We start from the raw sequence: 15,811 nt of genomic DNA, 5'->3' as shown, positions 1-15,811 counted from the left end.
GCGTCACGTTGGCAACCCCTTTTTGCAGTTTTTTTTGATTTTTTTGCCGTTTGAGTATTTTCTATTCAAAGATGGCTATTTTCCTTACTCTTCTACCTCTGTTTATCCAGAATTCCTCTATATAAGGAGAAAAAATGAGCGCCTTGCGTAGTTATAAAGATACACGTCCCGTCATTGGTGAACGTGTCTATATTGATCAAAGCTCAGTGTTGGTGGGCGATATTAGAATTGGCGATGATTCGAGCATCTGGCCTCTCGTTGCAGCTCGCGGTGATGTCAACCATATTCACATTGGCAAGAGAACCAATGTCCAAGATGGCAGCGTATTGCATGTTACGCATAAAAATCAGCAAAACCCTAATGGTTACCCGCTGATCATTGGCGACGATGTCACTGTCGGCCATAAAGTGATGCTACATGGATGCATTATCAAAGACAGGGTTCTAGTAGGTATGGGCGCGATTGTATTGGATGGGGCAGTAATAGAAGAAGACGTAATGATTGGTGCAGGCAGTTTGGTCCCACCAGGGAAGACTCTCGAAAGCGGCTACTTATATGTAGGCAGCCCAGTCAAACAGGCACGTCCTCTTAACGATAAAGAACGCGCCTTCCTACAAAAGTCAGCAGACAATTATGTGCAGAACAAAGAAGATTACCTGCATCATGTCGATGTGATTAGCAAATAACTTCGACCTGCCCTGACTGATTGAAGGTTTCGTCTTCAATCAGTTCTTCGGCTAACTCTTCCAGATCAAATCGGTGCTGATTAAAGCAAACGAGAGCTTGCTCAGCACCTTGAAGCTTTTGCCCAGCCAATACTTCCAGCTGATTCAAGGTAACCACGCACTCTATCAACGCACCTGACTGCTGCGCGGGAAACACGATTGCTTGCAGGTGGTCATCCCAATGCTGCATATCGGGAAACAGAATCGACTGATTCATTACATACCCTCTAAATTCTTTCTCAATTCACGTTGAATTTGTTTTGTTCCAGGTCGGATACCACGCCATAACATAAAGCTTTCCGCAGCCTGCCCCACCAACATGCCCAAGCCGTCATATACCATCGCCGCGTTATGCTCAATTGCCCACTGATTGAATGTCGTGTGACCAGAGCCATACATCATGTCATAAACCGTCGTTCTCGATGAGAAGATTGCCGATGAAATCGCGGGCAGCTCGCCACTGAGACTGGAGGACGTCGAGTTGATGATAATGTCGTAGCTCTGTTCGATGTGTGCCATCTCAACCGCTTTGATCGAACCAAAACTTGCAAACATCTCTTGTAACGTCTGCGCTTTAGATAAGGTCCGGTTGGTAATCACAATTTCAGCAGGGCTTTGGTCAAGCAGAGGCTTGATTACACCACGAGCCGCCCCTCCTGCACCGATCAAGAGAATTCTTGCACCTTCAATCACGACCTGATTCTGCAGTAGGTCCTGTACCAACCCTTCACCATCGGTGTTATCGCCCAAGATCTCACCATCATCGAGCTTTTTCAGCGTATTGACGGCACCTGCCAACTGAGCCCGCTCTGTTAAGCGTGTAGCCAGTCGGCAAGCATCTTCCTTAAATGGCACAGTGACATTGCATCCTTTTCCGTTTTGAGCAAAAAAAGCTTCAGCCGCCGCAATAAATCCATCCACTGGAGCCAACTCAGCAGAATAGGTCAATGACTGATTGGTTTGACGAGCAAACAGTGTATGAATGAACGGTGACTTACTTTGGCTTATCGGGTTTCCGAAAACGGCATAACGATCTATCTGCTGGGTCATATCCTTACCTACTCAAAACAAAAAGGGCCATTGCAAACCAATGACCCTATCATTAACCCTATAAGGAAGAAAGTGTTACCAATCGCGAGGCTTCAAGTAGTCCTGATACAACTCTGATTCATGGGTTCCCGGCTCCACTTGGTAACTGTATTCCCATCTTGCCAATGGTGGCATAGACATCAGGATAGACTCAGTACGGCCACCACTTTGCAGACCAAAGAGCGTTCCGCGGTCATAGACCAAGTTAAACTCAACATAGCGACCACGACGATAGAGCTGGAACTGACGCTCTCGCTCACCGTATTCGGTTGCTTTTCGGCGCTCGACAATTGGTAAGTACGCTTGGCAATACCCTTCACCAACGGCTTTGATGTAATCAAAACACTTATCGAACTCCCAATGATTCAAGTCGTCAAAGAACAAACCACCAACACCACGTGTTTCATCACGATGAGGCAGGTAGAAATACTTGTCACACCAAGCTTTATGCTCTGGATACACTTCATTACCGAACGGGGCACACAACTCTTTGGCAGTGTTATGCCAATATTGGGCGTCTTCTTCAAAAGGATAGAAAGGTGTCAGGTCAAAACCACCACCAAACCACCAGATAGGCGCTTCACCATCTTTCTCAGCAATAAAGAAGCGCACATTGGCGTGTGATGTGGGGATATAAGGGTTTTTCGGATGCATAACCAAAGATACACCCATCGCCTCAAATCTACGACCTGCAAGTTCAGGGCGATGTGCCGTAGCAGACGCTGGCATTTCTTTTCCCTGTACGTGCGAAAAATTCACACCACCTTGCTCAAACACAGCACCCTCAGTCATCACTCGAGTGCGACCACCACCACCTAAACGTTCACCAGGTTCACGACTCCAGGCATCTTCTATAAACTCAGCTTGGCCGTCGGCCTGTTCGAGTTGTTGACAGATGGAATCCTGTAGCTCCATCAGGAACTGTTTAACTGCTTGCTTGTCGATGGCTGACATGTTTCTACTTCCTTTGCAGGGCTAACCCTGTCTTAATACCTTGGATGTTTTTGCGTCGCGAATTTCACTTGGCTTGTCTCGCCCACCCGTTTTTCCCGCCAGAATTGCAACTAAGCAATCACCGAGTTGCTGTTCAACTTCGGCGGTCGTCATACAAGGGGGTTCACCGGTCAAATTTGCGCTGGTAGAGGTTAACGGCTTTCCAAACGCATTACACATCTTTTGTACCAAAGGATGATCCGTCACACGCACCGCAATCGAGTCAAACTGGCCTGAAACCCAATCCGACACTTTATCGCTACACGGCATAATCCAAGTAACTGGGCCAGGCCAAGTTTGATGCACTTTCTGTAACTGCTCATCAGTCAGCTGAGACTCGTCAATGTATGGCAGTAATTGTTCATAACTGGCGGCAATCAGAATCAAACCTTTCTCTGCTGGCCTTTGTTTCAGCTCTAATAGTTTCTGAATCGCTTCAGGGTTATCAGGATCACAACCAACACCGAATACGCCCTCCGTCGGGTACGCAATGACTTCACCGTTTTTCAGAGCTAATAGAGCCTGCTCAAAATTATCCACTGATTCTTTCCTGTCTGATGTACTGTCTAACCACTAAGTTTACAAACAATCATTGATAGTGACTAAAGCTATTTATTTATAAATTGTGTCAATCTAGATTGAAACTTTACGCAAACGTTTGCTTGAGATTAAAATCCCCGTATAATGCGCTCAAATTTATCTGCTCATCAATAGAGTTGCATTAAGGGAGTTGAAGATGAAAGTCGGTATCATCATGGGTTCTAAATCTGACTGGCCAACCATGAAACTAGCAGCTGAAATGCTGGATCAGTTTGGCGTCGAATATGAAACAAAAGTGGTGTCAGCTCACCGTACTCCGCAGCTTCTTGCTGATTATGCCAATAGCGCCAAAGAGCGTGGCCTCAAAGTCATCATTGCCGGTGCCGGCGGTGCCGCTCATTTACCAGGTATGGCAGCCGCTTTCACTAGCTTGCCTGTTCTCGGTGTCCCTGTTCAATCGCGTGCATTAAAAGGTATGGACTCGCTACTATCGATTGTTCAAATGCCAAAAGGTATCGCGGTAGGAACATTGGCTATTGGTGAAGCAGGCGCGGCGAATGCGGGCATTCTCGCAGCTCAAATCATTGGCACGCACGATGACACTGTGATGGAGAAAATCGAAGCATTTCGCAACCAACAAACTGAAACCGTGTTAGCTAACCCAAATCCAGCAGAGGACTAATCCCATGCATGTGTTAGTGCTTGGAGCGGGACAGCTGGCACGCATGATGTCACTGGCTGGCGCTCCTCTGAATATCGATATTATTGCGTATGATGTGGCGAGCGAAAATATCGTCCATCCGCTAACTCAGTCGCTGCTGGGCAAAGGGTTGGACAATGCCATTGAGCAAGCAGATGTCATTACCGCCGAGTTCGAGCATATCCCAAATGATATTCTTGATGTTTGCCAAGCAAGCGGAAAGCTCTTCCCCTCTGCCGACGCCATCAAAGCTGGCGGTGACCGACGAATCGAAAAAGCATTGCTAGACAGTGCGAAGGTCCACAATGCCAAATACCATGTGATCCAGACACGCGAAGACTTTGCTCATGCTATAGAATATGTCGGTATTCCAATGGTGTTAAAGAGTGCCTTGGGTGGTTATGATGGCAAAGGTCAGTGGCGACTCAAAGACCCAGCTCAGATAGACGCACTATGGGCTGAGATGGAAGCGTGTATTAACGCCACAGAAACACAAGCCATTGTTGCGGAGGAGTTCGTTCCTTTTCAACGTGAAGTGTCACTTGTCGGTGCACGCGGTAAAAATGGCGAAGTTACAGTATATCCACTTGCAGAAAACGTCCACACCAATGGCGTACTCAGCGTCTCGACCGCCATTGCCGATACTGAGTTGCAACAACAAGCACAAGAAATGTTCACTGCGGTAGCTAACGAGCTCAACTATGTAGGCGTTCTGGCACTCGAGTTCTTTGATTTGAATGGCTCCTTGTTGGTCAACGAAATTGCACCTCGTGTCCATAACTCTGGCCACTGGACACAACAAGGTGCAGAAACCTGCCAGTTTGAGAATCACTTACGAGCAGTGTGTCGCATGCCGCTGGGTAGCACCAAGCTGATCCGCGAAACGTCGATGATCAATATCCTCGGTGAAGATACCCTGCCAGAAAGCGTGCTCGCTATGCCTGGATGTCACGTTCACTGGTATGGGAAAGAAAAGCGCGCAGGACGCAAGATGGGCCACATTAACGTGTGTGGTGATTACAGTGGTGAACTGCAACGTCAATTATCGGCTCTAGCGGAAGTCTTAGACGCGGATGCTTTCGCGGCGGTTCACGATATAGCGCGTCACGGTAAGCACTAATCATCGCAATCTTGATAAAAAACGGCGCTGTTTCAGCGCCGTTTTTATTGTTGCCTCTGGGTGTGATGGCATTTTCGATCAGCACACTGATGTTTAACCCCACTAGCGAGCTTCTTCTCGATCAATAAAGGAAAGCCACATTGTTCGCACTTACCCTTAACTGGCGGCTGATTAACCGCAAACTTACATTTAGGGTAATTATCACAAGCAAAAAAAGCTTTGCCAAAACGGTTCTTTCTCTCGACCAAATGACCTTTGCCACACTCCGGACACGCATGATTCACTTGAGCCTCTTGTTCAGTCGGTGTCTCAAGTGACTCAATATGATCACACTGCGGATAATGACTACAACCAATAAACATTCCGTAACGCCCTTGGCGCAGCACCAATTCATTAGAGCACTTCGGACAGGGTACGCCCAGCTCTTTAATAATATGGCCGTCATTCTGATGCAAAGGTTGGATAAAGTCGCAAGTAGGATATTGATTACAGCCCAAAAACGGGCCGTGCTTGCCGTGACGAAGTTGTAGTTCGCCTTCTCGCTTCTCTGACTGGCATTTTGGGCACGCTTTGTGTTCTAAAGCGTGCTCATGGGCCGAAAACAACTGATGATCTATTTTACCGCTCATAGCCACTCATGGAGTTTGGAGTTTAATGAAGAATACCTTGCTCTTTGGTATACAACAGCTCTTCCATAAGCGTGTAGGCGTTTTCATTACCTGGCACATTAAACAGCACCATGAGCACAATCCATTTCAGATCATCCAGTTCAAATTCGTCTGTCTCAAGCCCCATAATACGGTCAATAACCATCTCACGAGTCTCAGTCGTCAGCACATTGACCTGTTCAAGGAAAGTCAAAAAACCTCGCGATTCAAGGTTTAGACGCTCACACTCTTTCGCAGTATAGATACGCGTTGAGGTGGATGTGCTACAAATAGAAATCGCGGAGTGCGTTTCGCTTTGCTGCAATGCAGCCAACTCTTCTAGCCAGACAAGGGCTTTATAAATGTCTTTTTGATGAAAGCCAGCACGAAGTAATTCTTCCTCTAACTCATCTTGATTGACCTGTAACTCTGCATCGCTATGGATGTAAGTTTCAAACAGATACATTAGGATATCCATCATCATAGCTAGCCCCTCCCCTTTCGAATATAGCCACCGGAAACCGCAACAACATGCCCCAAGAGCTCAAGCTCCAAGATCTGCATCATGACTTCATGAACAGGTATATTGGTCCTGCTTGCAAGAATATCAACTGGTGTAGCCTTACTTCCTACGTTAGCTAACAGCTGAGGAAATGGCAATTCTTCTTTGCAATCAATTTGTTCAAATAGTTCATTTTGAACAGAAGGCTTGTTTAAATCAGACCAGCGAATAAGGCTCTCTATTTCATCGACAATATCAGAAACCTGTTGAACCAAACATGCTCCTTGTTTTATCAATAGGTTACAGCCTCTGGCGTGAGGATGGTGAATCGACCCCGGAACGGCAAACACTTCACGGCCTTGTTCTATCGCATAACGAGCTGTAATTAAAGAGCCACTTTTCTTTGCTGCCTCTATGACTAAAACACCCACTGACAAACCACTAATGATTCGATTTCGGCGTGGGAAGTTATCGGCTTTGGGCTTCATATTAGGATGGAGCTCCGACACTAGTGCACCTTGCTGAATGATTCGTTGAGCTAACGCCTGATGACGTGCCGGATACACAGAATTTAAGCCACAACCGAGCACGGCGACAGTTTGCCCATTACCATTTAGAGCCCCATCATGGGCATAACCATCAATACCCAACGCTAAACCGCTAGTCACAACCATGTCTTGATTCACCAACTGTGTTGCAAAGCTGCGAGCGGTGTTAAGCCCATCAATACTGGCATTGCGACTGCCCACGATAGCTATTTGTGGCAGACACAGGCTTTCAAGCTGACCTTCAACAAACAACGTTGCTGGCGCAGCATCAGCTTGTTTCAACAGTGCCGGATACCGATGGTCACTTGAAGGTAGAATGGTTCTGACATTTGAGGCTTCTTGCCACTCGAAACACACCTCAACATCCCCCGCAGCCCGGTGCTGGAGATATGTCAGTTGGGAGTCAGAAAAGCCTAAACGGCGCAATGTCTCAGATGAAGACTCAATGATGTTGATTGGAGAATCCACCTCTACCAAGCGCTGAAACGCTTTTGGCCCGATCTGAGGCGTAAAGTATAAGCTCAGCCAAGCCGTTAGTTCTTCTTCTGTCATAGGAAAATTTAGTCAGGCCCAACAACTTATTACACGACTCCGACTGGCCATAACGAGCCAACCTAGACTTCGCATTTTAAGCCACTTTTGGCCGCTCATCGTTCGCCAAATTTAACGTTGTAATTAACTCGGGAAAATACGCAAAAACACAATGAGGCTGTCATTTAGGTGGCAAAATGTCTAGAATTGAGCCAACAAGGTTTATCCTGATTCGGCTCAGTTCAACATTTCGAGTGTATATGTCTGTATTACAAGTATTAACATTCCCAGATGAGCGCCTTCGCACTGTTGCAAAACCAGTGGAAAAGGTGACCCCTGAGATTCAAAAGTTCGTCGACGACATGATTGAAACCATGTATGACGAAGAAGGTATTGGTCTGGCAGCAACCCAGGTCGATTTCCACCAACGTATCGTTGTTATCGATGTTTCAGAAACACGCGATCAGCCAATGGTTCTCATCAATCCTGAAATATTAGAAAAACGCGGCGAAGATGGCATTGAAGAGGGCTGTCTGTCTGTTCCGGGCGCGCGAGCACTAGTACCCCGCGCTGCGGAAGTCAGCGTCAAAGCCTTAGATCGTGATGGCACAGAATACACGTTTGAAGCAGATGATCTGCTGGCAATTTGTGTGCAACACGAGCTTGACCATCTAGAAGGCAAACTTTTTGTCGATTATTTGTCGCCCCTGAAACGCAAGCGCATTCAGGAAAAACTGGCGAAAATCAAACGCTTTAACGAAAAGCACGCCAGCTAAGCCTAGCGGCTAAATTAAAGGAACGTACTTTGAGCAAACCTTTGAAAATTGTATTTGCCGGTACTCCGGACTTCGCCGCCCGTCACTTGGCGGCGTTGTTGTCTTCGGAGCACGAGGTGATTGCAGTCTACACCCAGCCAGACCGTCCAGCGGGTCGAGGCAAAAAGATGACTGCCAGCCCAGTCAAGCACATCGCGCTTGAGCATGATATCCCGGTTTACCAACCAGAAAACTTTAAGTCAGATGAAGCGAAGCAAGAACTCGCTGATTTGAATGCGGATCTGATGGTAGTAGTCGCTTATGGTTTATTGCTGCCACAAGCAGTACTCGATACACCAAAGCTAGGCTGTATCAACGTCCATGGTTCTATTCTGCCACGTTGGCGCGGTGCTGCCCCTATCCAGCGCTCTATTTGGGCTGGCGATCAGGAGACGGGCGTCACCATAATGCAGATGGATATCGGCTTAGATACTGGCGATATGCTGAAAATTGCTACTTTGCCGATCGAAGCGACAGATACCAGCGCTTCTATGTATGAAAAGCTAGCTGAGCTTGGCCCGCAAGCTTTAGTTGAATGCTTGGCTGACATTGCTGACGGCAAAGCGTCACCTGAAAAGCAAGATGACGAGCTGGCGAATTACGCCAAAAAGCTCAGTAAAGAAGAGGCACGAATTAACTGGAGTGATGAGGCTGCGCATATCGAACGTTGTGTACGTGCTTTCAATCCTTGGCCGATGAGCTATTTTGAAGCCGCCAACAACAGCATCAAAGTCTGGCAAAGCCGCGTTGACGTTCAAACGACAACTGAGGCACCTGGTACCATACTGCAAGCAGATAAAACCGGGATCTACATTGCCACTGGCAAGCATGTTCTGGTTCTTGAACAACTTCAGGTGCCCGGTAAAAAAGCCATGTCAGTTCAGGATATCCTCAACTCACGTGCCAGCTGGTTTGAAGTCGGCACTCAGCTGACCTAATTTATACGTACTTTTTGAGGGTGGAGACACCCTTCCTTACTGTTAAGGTATTCAACATGAATGTTCGCGCTGCTGCGGCTAATGTCCTTTTCCAAGTGGTCGATAAAGGCCAGTCTCTGTCTAACGCACTTCCTGCGGCTCAACAACAAGTCAAACCTCGCGATCAAGCGTTGTTACAGGAAATCTGTTATGGATCATTGCGTTATTTACCTCGCCTTGAATCGATCGCGAATGAGCTGATGGATAAGCCACTTAAAGGCAAACAACGCGTTTTCCACCACTTGATTCTGGTCGGTATTTACCAACTGAGCTTTATGCGTATTCCAGCGCACGCAGCCGTCGGTGAAACCGTCGAAGGCACCAAAACGCTCAAAGGCCCACGCCTACGTGGTTTAATCAATGCAGTGTTGCGTAACTATCAACGTAACCAAGAAGAGCTAGACGCTCATGCCATGAGCCACAATGCCGGTAAATATGGTCACCCGAGTTGGTTGCTTAAACTGCTTCAGGACGCCTACCCACAGCAATGGCAAGACATTATTGAAGCCAACAACAGCAAAGCACCAATGTGGTTGCGTGTGAATCACCAACATCACAGCCGTAACGAATACCAGCAACTGCTCAAAAATGAAAACATAGATAGCAGTATTCACAGTGAAGCAAGCGACGCCCTAAAATTGGCCACCCCGTGCGACGTGACAAAATTGCCAGGCTTTGAGAAAGGTTGGGTTTCCGTTCAGGACGCAGCAGCTCAGCTGTCGATTAACTATCTGACGCCAAAAGATGGCGAGTTAATTCTAGATTGCTGTGCTGCACCGGGAGGCAAAACTGCCCATATTCTCGAGCGTACTCAAGATGCACAGGTTGTGGCCATTGACTGTGATGACAGCCGCCTCAAACGCGTACACGACAACCTGCAACGCCTTCAACTGAAAGCGCAAGTTATTTGCGGTGACGCACGTAAGCCAAAAGATTGGTGGCAAGGCGAGCAATTTGATCGCATCCTGCTTGATGCACCTTGTTCGGCCACGGGTGTTATTCGCCGCCACCCAGACATCAAATGGCTGCGTCGTGGTGATGACATCGCAGCATTGGCAGAGCTACAAAGCGAGATTCTGGATGCGATGTGGCAACAGCTAAAGCCGGGCGGTACGCTGGTTTATGCGACCTGCTCTATCACACCACAGGAAAACAGCGAACAGGTGAAAGCGTTTCTGGCGCGCACCGCGAATGCTAAGTTAGAAGATTCGCCGGTAGACAACCCAGGACGCCAAGTGCTTCCAGGCGAAGAGGACATGGATGGCTTTTATTACGCCATCCTGACAAAAATCGCGTAGTAATTCGGGGATCATCGGTCCCCTAAATTTTGGTTAGACGAGAAACGGTATGAAAATCATCATTCTTGGCGCTGGTCAGGTAGGCGGTACACTGGCAGAGAATCTGGTCGGTGAAAACAATGACATCACCATAGTCGACAGAAATAGTGATCGACTGCGTGAGCTGCAAGATAAATATGATTTACGGGTAGTGAACGGCTACGCCAGTCACCCAGATGTGCTACGTGAAGCCGGCGCACAAGATGCCGACATGTTGGTCGCCGTGACTAATATGGATGAAACCAATATGGCGGCCTGTCAGGTTGCCTTTTCTCTGTTTAACACACCCAATCGAATCGCTCGTATCCGCTCGCCACAATACTTGGCCGAGAAAGAAGCGCTATTCCAATCCGGTGCCGTTCCGGTTGACCACCTGATCGCACCTGAAGAACTGGTGACCAGCTACATCGAGCGCCTGATCCAATATCCGGGGGCACTGCAAGTGGTGAGCTTCGCCGAACAGAAAGTCAGCTTAGTGGCGGTGAAAGCATATTACGGTGGCCCGCTGGTTGGTAATGCCCTATCTGCCTTGCGTGAGCACATGCCACACATCGATACTCGCGTTGCCGCTATTTTCCGTCAGGGGCGCCCCATCCGCCCTCAGGGCACCACCATTATCGAAGCCGACGATGAAGTGTTCTTCGTCGCCGCCAGTAACCACATCCGTTCGGTCATGAGTGAACTGCAGCGACTGGAAAAACCGTATCGCCGCATCATGATTGTCGGGGGTGGTAACATCGGCGCCAGCTTAGCTAAGCGCCTTGAGCAGTCCTACAGCGTCAAGTTGATTGAACGCAGTTACCAGCGCGCTGAAAAGCTGTCTGAAGAGCTGGAAAACACCATTGTTTTCTGTGGTGACGCTGCGGATCAGGAACTGCTTACCGAAGAAAATATCGATCAGGTCGACGTCTTCATCGCCCTGACCAATGAAGACGAAACGAATATCATGTCCGCCATGCTGGCGAAACGCATGGGAGCCAAGAAAGTGATGGTGCTTATCCAGCGCGGTGCCTATGTGGATCTGGTTCAGGGTGGGGTGATTGACGTCGCTATCTCACCTCAGCAAGCAACGATTTCCGCCTTGCTAACGCACGTCCGTCGGGCTGATATTGTGAACGTCTCTTCACTACGTCGCGGCGCAGCAGAAGCCATCGAAGCCATCGCCCACGGTGATGAAACCACTTCTAAAGTAGTTGGTCGTGCGATTGGCGACATCAAGTTACCACCGGGCACAACTATCGGTGCGATTGTACGTGGTGAAGAAGTATTGATCGCTCATGACAGAACCGTGATTGAGCAAGACGACCATGTGGTCATGTTCCTAGTGGATAAGAAGTACGTTCCAGACGTCGAAGCGCTATTCCAGCCGAGTCCTTTCTTCCTTTAGGATCGACACTATGGTCAACTTACGTCCTGTACTGTTTGTCATCGGGCTGGTTCTATCGAAACTGGCCCTATTCATGTACGTGCCCACTCTGGTGGCTTTCTTTACAGGCACCTCTGGCTTTCTTGAATTTGGTCAGTCAGTGGTTATCACCCATCTTGCCGCCTTCGTCTGTCTGACTATCGGCCGCACTAAGCGTTTTAAGCTCAGTGCGAGGGATATGTTCCTTATTACCAGCCTCGTTTGGATGGTTGCCAGTGCCTTTGCAGCTCTGCCGTTTGTTTTCATTAACCACATCAGTTTTACCGATGCATACTTTGAAACCATGTCTGGCATTACCACAACAGGCTCAACCGTACTCAGCGGACTTGATGACATGGCTCCGAGCATCTTGCTATGGCGTTCCATCTTGCAGTGGCTTGGTGGAATAGGCTTCATTGTCATGGCGGTCGCAGTGCTCCCAATGCTCAACGTCGGTGGTATGAAGCTATTCCATACAGAATCTTCTGACTGGTCAGATAAAAGCAGCCCACGCGCCAAGACCGTGGCAAAAAATATCATGTTGGTCTACCTGATCCTCACTGGATTGTGCATGATCGGCTACCTTCTGACGGGCATGAATTTATTCGAAGCCATTAACCACTCGTTCACCACACTATCGACTGGTGGTTACTCCACCTCCGATGGTTCGATGAACCACTTTTCTAACGGCTCTCATTGGGTAGCGACCCTGTTTATGTTCCTCGGCGGCCTACCCTTCTTACTGTTTGTAGCAGCAATACGCAAGCGACGGGTAGATGAGTTAATTAATGACGCGCAGGTACGCGGTTTCACTTACCTGTTTCTTATCACCAGCCTGATCATTTCAGCTTGGTTAGTGATACGAGATGGCTACAGCGTCATGGATGCGCTTCGGGTGTCGATGTTCAACATCGTCTCTGTCGTCACAACCACAGGGTTTGGTCTAGAAGACTTCACCGCATGGGGCGCACTGCCAACCACCTTGTTTGCCTTCTTAATGATGGCGGGAGCCTGTTCAGGTTCAACCTCCGGCGGAATCAAAGTCTTCCGCTTTCAGATTGCGATGACGCTACTCAACAAACAAATGATGAAGCTTATTCACCCTTCTGGGGTATTTGTGCAGCGTTACAATCATAGGCCGGTAAACGATGACATCGTACGCTCTGTGGTTGCGTTCGCATTGATGTTCTTTATCACGATTATTTTTATTGCTGGATGCCTAAGCGCATTGGGACTAGATCCTATTACCAGCATTTCCGGGTCTATCACCGCCGTGGCCAACGTTGGTCCTGGCATGGGTGCAGTGATTGGGCCGACGGGTAACTTTGCCCCATTACCAGATACCGCTAAGTGGCTTCTCAGCTTCGGCATGCTGATGGGGCGACTCGAAATCCTCACCTTATTGGTGCTATTTTTCCCGGCTTTCTGGAAACGTTAAGGATATAACAATGAACAAACTTATCGGACTTTTTACCTTGCTAACCAGTTCATTGGTGTTTGCCAGCCAAACTGTCACTCTCGAAGATGGTCGCCAAGTTCAGCTTAATGACGACTTCACTTGGCAATATGTAGTGCCAGTGGAAACAACCAAGACCAATGAAATAGCAGTAGCTAAAGAGACCGTTCAGCCAGCCGCCAACATTCCAATTAAGAAGCCCAAAATGGCGACCATTCCGCTGATCGAGAAAGCCGTAGGAACCATAGCTACTGTCGGCAGCGATCGCGCCACCATGCAACTGTCTGACTCAGGTGTGGAAGTGTTATTAGGCGCAGTGAGCTATGAAAATGGTCAGCTGATAATTCCAACTTCAGTCACGAACCAAAGCAGCCAATCAGTGATTTTAGTCGAAATCGAAATTCAGGTCTCGACGACCTCTGGAGACGTGCTGAGCAAAAAGTCAGTCAAAGTGTGGCAATCCATCAAGCGCATGGCCGACACGTATCTACGCCCTCAACAAGTAGAACAGGGTAAAACGATTGAACTGGCGATTGATAAAGCTGAGCAGTATTTAGTAACCGCCAAAGTCGTTAATCTCGCAACACGTTAGATCGGCTCGACATAGAGATAAATCGCTAGAAAATGACAGGCGCATCCTGCTAAAACAAAGCCATGCCAAATGGCATGGTTAAATGGGATGCGCTTAGCGACATAGAAAATCACGCCCAGTGAATAGATCACTCCTCCCGCAGCCAGCAAAGTTAACCCACCAACATCCAGATTCAACGCCAGTTGATAAATAACCACCAGCGATAGCCAACCCATCAATAAGTAGGTCACAAGCGAAAGCTTTTTAAAGCGATAGACAAATGCCAATTTCATGATGATGCCAACCAGAGCGATGGTCCAGATGACTATCATCAAACCAATCGCCAACGGCGTTCTGAGGCTAACGAGCAAAAATGGTGTATAGCTGCCAGCAATCAGCAAATAAATCGCACAATGATCAAACGTTTTAAGCGCCCGCTTGGCTTTCTGATAAGGAATCGCGTGATACAAAGTGGAAGCAAGAAACAGCACGATCATGCTGCCACCGTAGATGCTCATACTGGTAATAGTCAGAGCATCTGCATTGTGATCAACAGCTTTGATCAGCAGCAACACCAAGCCCACAATACCAAGTACCATACCGATACCGTGGGTCAGTGTATTGGCGATTTCTTCTTTGACGCTGTAAGGCGCAGTGTAATTGGTCGACATAACAAGCCATACTCTGGTGGAATATTTACTCCAAAGTATGGCACACTCAGCTTACACTTGTAAGCCCAAAAAGTTAACTTTAAGTTAAGAGTGACTGTCGAGATACTCCAAAACTTGCTGACCAGCTTGATCTGCCGGGGTCTCAACAGAGATCGTCATCTGGCGTTTTAACTGCCCGCTTCCTAGCAAACTCGCCAGCATTCCTCTTGCACCTTCACGATGACGATCAATTTCAAACCACATCTGTAATTGATCATCGCTGCGGTATGCCACAATTTCCAGTTCACGCCAGCGACCATGAAAAGGCCCTGTGGTCGGTACAAATTCAAACTCCTGAACAAACGGCAATTCAAACCCTTCGACAGCTTCACACTCAACTTGGCGGATACGCAAACCCTGCTCTTCCAAAGCAGTAAAAATACCATCTAACAAAGGATCTGGGCGTACCGTAAGAATATCAGTGTCACTAGGATCCTTAGCCAAAGCGATATTCAGCCCTGTTTCCAACCACACTTTAGATTCGCCAATGGTGACTGGGGTATTCCATGGCACATCCAACTCCACTTCAAAATCACGCGTTTCACCAGGCTCAATGGTAAATGCATACGGCAAGGTCCAATGAGCTAAGGTATAACTGGTCGGCATACGGCGCATATGACCGCTGTTATGCCTATCTCTATCTTGATTGGCTGGTACTTCTTTGATGTAGCGGCAATAAAGCTTCATCTCAATATTATCAATTTCCTGAGCCGTCGAACCGCCATAGACATGAATCGTCACATTGACCTTTTCACCCGGGTACAGCACTTCCTGCTGCAGAACGGAATCGACTTTTGCAGAACCGATACCAAAACTCGCGAGGGTTTTTTTAAAAAACGACATACACACCTCCTTGGTAAAGCGCAGCCATCAATATAATCACACAGTATCATACTAATCCGCACACTTGTCTCACTGCTACTACGCCTCTCACATAATTGTAGTGGGAGGGAACAAATACGATCGATTAGATATCGATCAATTGATCGGATGATGCTAATCTGATCTCTGATATGCATATTTCATATCATTATTCCTGATTGGCTATTTGGATTGGCGTGAGCCAGAAGAGCCATGCTTCAGTAATGAGGCGCAACTCATAGCTAATCAGGCCAGAAGTTCGGCAATGGATGTGCCTGACAGTT

18 protein-coding genes are annotated in these 15,811 nt (G+C 47.8%); 9 read left to right on the top strand and 9 right to left on the bottom strand.

Annotated features, from left to right (window positions below):
• Positions 1–134: 134 nt before the first annotated feature.
• Positions 135–686 (top strand): gamma carbonic anhydrase family protein, encoded by a 552-nt coding sequence (locus OH455_RS18210; RefSeq protein WP_045973910.1) that lies wholly within the window; start codon positions 135–137, stop codon positions 684–686.
• Here the strand turns inward: OH455_RS18210 and OH455_RS18205 are convergent.
• The 4 genes from OH455_RS18205 to OH455_RS18190 form a co-directional block, all read right to left on the bottom strand.
• On the bottom strand, positions 676–942 hold the full coding sequence (locus tag OH455_RS18205) for a DUF1488 domain-containing protein (RefSeq protein ID WP_045973911.1): 267 nt from the start codon (positions 940–942) through the stop codon (positions 676–678). The genes OH455_RS18210 and OH455_RS18205 overlap by 11 nt on opposite strands.
• Positions 942–1,775, bottom strand: coding sequence for a shikimate dehydrogenase (aroE, locus tag OH455_RS18200; protein WP_269982320.1), 834 nt, complete (start codon positions 1,773–1,775; stop codon positions 942–944). The genes OH455_RS18205 and aroE overlap by 1 nt, the downstream gene beginning before the upstream one ends.
• Before the next feature lie 75 nt (positions 1,776–1,850).
• Positions 1,851–2,768 (bottom strand): oxygen-dependent coproporphyrinogen oxidase, encoded by a 918-nt coding sequence (gene hemF, locus OH455_RS18195; protein WP_269982319.1) that lies wholly within the window; start codon positions 2,766–2,768, stop codon positions 1,851–1,853.
• 21 nt (positions 2,769–2,789) lie between these two features.
• Complete coding sequence (locus OH455_RS18190; protein ID WP_269982318.1) at positions 2,790–3,347, bottom strand: L-threonylcarbamoyladenylate synthase; 558 nt, start codon at positions 3,345–3,347, stop codon at positions 2,790–2,792.
• A gap of 196 nt (positions 3,348–3,543) precedes the next feature.
• Between OH455_RS18190 and purE the strand changes: the two genes are divergently transcribed.
• Together purE and OH455_RS18180 are read left to right on the top strand one after the other, a co-directional pair.
• Positions 3,544–4,029: a 5-(carboxyamino)imidazole ribonucleotide mutase gene (gene purE, locus OH455_RS18185; protein WP_269982317.1), complete on the top strand. Its 486-nt coding sequence runs from the start codon at positions 3,544–3,546 to the stop codon at positions 4,027–4,029.
• Between the two features lie 4 nt (positions 4,030–4,033).
• Complete coding sequence (locus OH455_RS18180; protein WP_269982316.1) at positions 4,034–5,167, top strand: 5-(carboxyamino)imidazole ribonucleotide synthase; 1,134 nt, start codon at positions 4,034–4,036, stop codon at positions 5,165–5,167.
• Between the two features lie 44 nt (positions 5,168–5,211).
• On the opposite strand, the gene OH455_RS18175 is transcribed toward OH455_RS18180, so the two are convergent.
• The 3 genes from OH455_RS18175 to dprA are packed head-to-tail and all read right to left on the bottom strand — an operon-like array spanning position 5,212 to position 7,416.
• Complete coding sequence (locus tag OH455_RS18175) at positions 5,212–5,796, bottom strand: DNA topoisomerase family protein (RefSeq protein ID WP_269982315.1); 585 nt, start codon at positions 5,794–5,796, stop codon at positions 5,212–5,214.
• Positions 5,797–5,818: 22 nt separating this feature from the next.
• Positions 5,819–6,298: a DUF494 family protein gene (locus OH455_RS18170; RefSeq protein WP_006957516.1), complete on the bottom strand. Its 480-nt coding sequence runs from the start codon at positions 6,296–6,298 to the stop codon at positions 5,819–5,821.
• Positions 6,299–6,300: 2 nt separating this feature from the next.
• Positions 6,301–7,416 (bottom strand): DNA-processing protein DprA, encoded by a 1,116-nt coding sequence (gene dprA / locus OH455_RS18165; protein WP_045973918.1) that lies wholly within the window; start codon positions 7,414–7,416, stop codon positions 6,301–6,303.
• A gap of 239 nt (positions 7,417–7,655) precedes the next feature.
• Between dprA and def the strand changes: the two genes are divergently transcribed.
• From def to OH455_RS18135, 6 genes are read left to right on the top strand one after another with little or no spacing between them, the layout of a single operon-like run.
• Positions 7,656–8,171, top strand: a complete 516-nt coding sequence (def, locus tag OH455_RS18160) for a peptide deformylase (RefSeq protein ID WP_045973919.1) — start codon at positions 7,656–7,658, stop codon at positions 8,169–8,171.
• A 29-nt stretch (positions 8,172–8,200) separates the two neighbouring features.
• Positions 8,201–9,148, top strand: a complete 948-nt coding sequence (gene fmt / locus OH455_RS18155) for a methionyl-tRNA formyltransferase (RefSeq protein ID WP_269982314.1) — start codon at positions 8,201–8,203, stop codon at positions 9,146–9,148.
• A 56-nt stretch (positions 9,149–9,204) separates the two neighbouring features.
• Complete coding sequence (rsmB, locus tag OH455_RS18150; RefSeq protein WP_269982313.1) at positions 9,205–10,485, top strand: 16S rRNA (cytosine(967)-C(5))-methyltransferase RsmB; 1,281 nt, start codon at positions 9,205–9,207, stop codon at positions 10,483–10,485.
• 49 nt (positions 10,486–10,534) lie between these two features.
• The gene (gene trkA, locus OH455_RS18145; RefSeq protein ID WP_006957511.1) at positions 10,535–11,911 is read left to right on the top strand and encodes a Trk system potassium transporter TrkA; all 1,377 of its coding nucleotides are present in this window, start codon (positions 10,535–10,537) and stop codon (positions 11,909–11,911) included.
• Positions 11,912–11,921: 10 nt separating this feature from the next.
• Positions 11,922–13,367 (top strand): TrkH family potassium uptake protein, encoded by a 1,446-nt coding sequence (locus OH455_RS18140; protein ID WP_269982312.1) that lies wholly within the window; start codon positions 11,922–11,924, stop codon positions 13,365–13,367.
• Between the two features lie 10 nt (positions 13,368–13,377).
• Positions 13,378–13,977 carry a DUF3157 family protein gene (locus tag OH455_RS18135; RefSeq protein ID WP_269982311.1) on the top strand — a complete coding sequence of 200 codons (600 nt, stop codon included), beginning with the start codon at positions 13,378–13,380 and terminating at the stop codon, positions 13,975–13,977.
• Here OH455_RS18135 and trhA read toward each other — a convergent pair.
• Both trhA and OH455_RS18125 read right to left on the bottom strand, forming a co-directional pair.
• The gene (gene trhA, locus OH455_RS18130; RefSeq protein WP_269982310.1) at positions 13,974–14,627 is read right to left on the bottom strand and encodes a PAQR family membrane homeostasis protein TrhA; all 654 of its coding nucleotides are present in this window, start codon (positions 14,625–14,627) and stop codon (positions 13,974–13,976) included. The two genes, OH455_RS18135 and trhA, sit on opposite strands and share 4 nt — an antisense overlap.
• 84 nt (positions 14,628–14,711) lie before the next feature.
• On the bottom strand, positions 14,712–15,509 hold the full coding sequence (locus tag OH455_RS18125) for a sporulation protein (protein WP_045973925.1): 798 nt from the start codon (positions 15,507–15,509) through the stop codon (positions 14,712–14,714).
• Positions 15,510–15,811: the final 302 nt, after the last annotated feature.

This window comes from Vibrio sp. T11.5 (assembly GCF_027587155.1).
Taxonomy (GTDB): Bacteria; Pseudomonadota; Gammaproteobacteria; order Enterobacterales; family Vibrionaceae; genus Vibrio; species Vibrio neptunius.
This window is presented reverse-complemented; position numbering and strand designations above follow the sequence as displayed.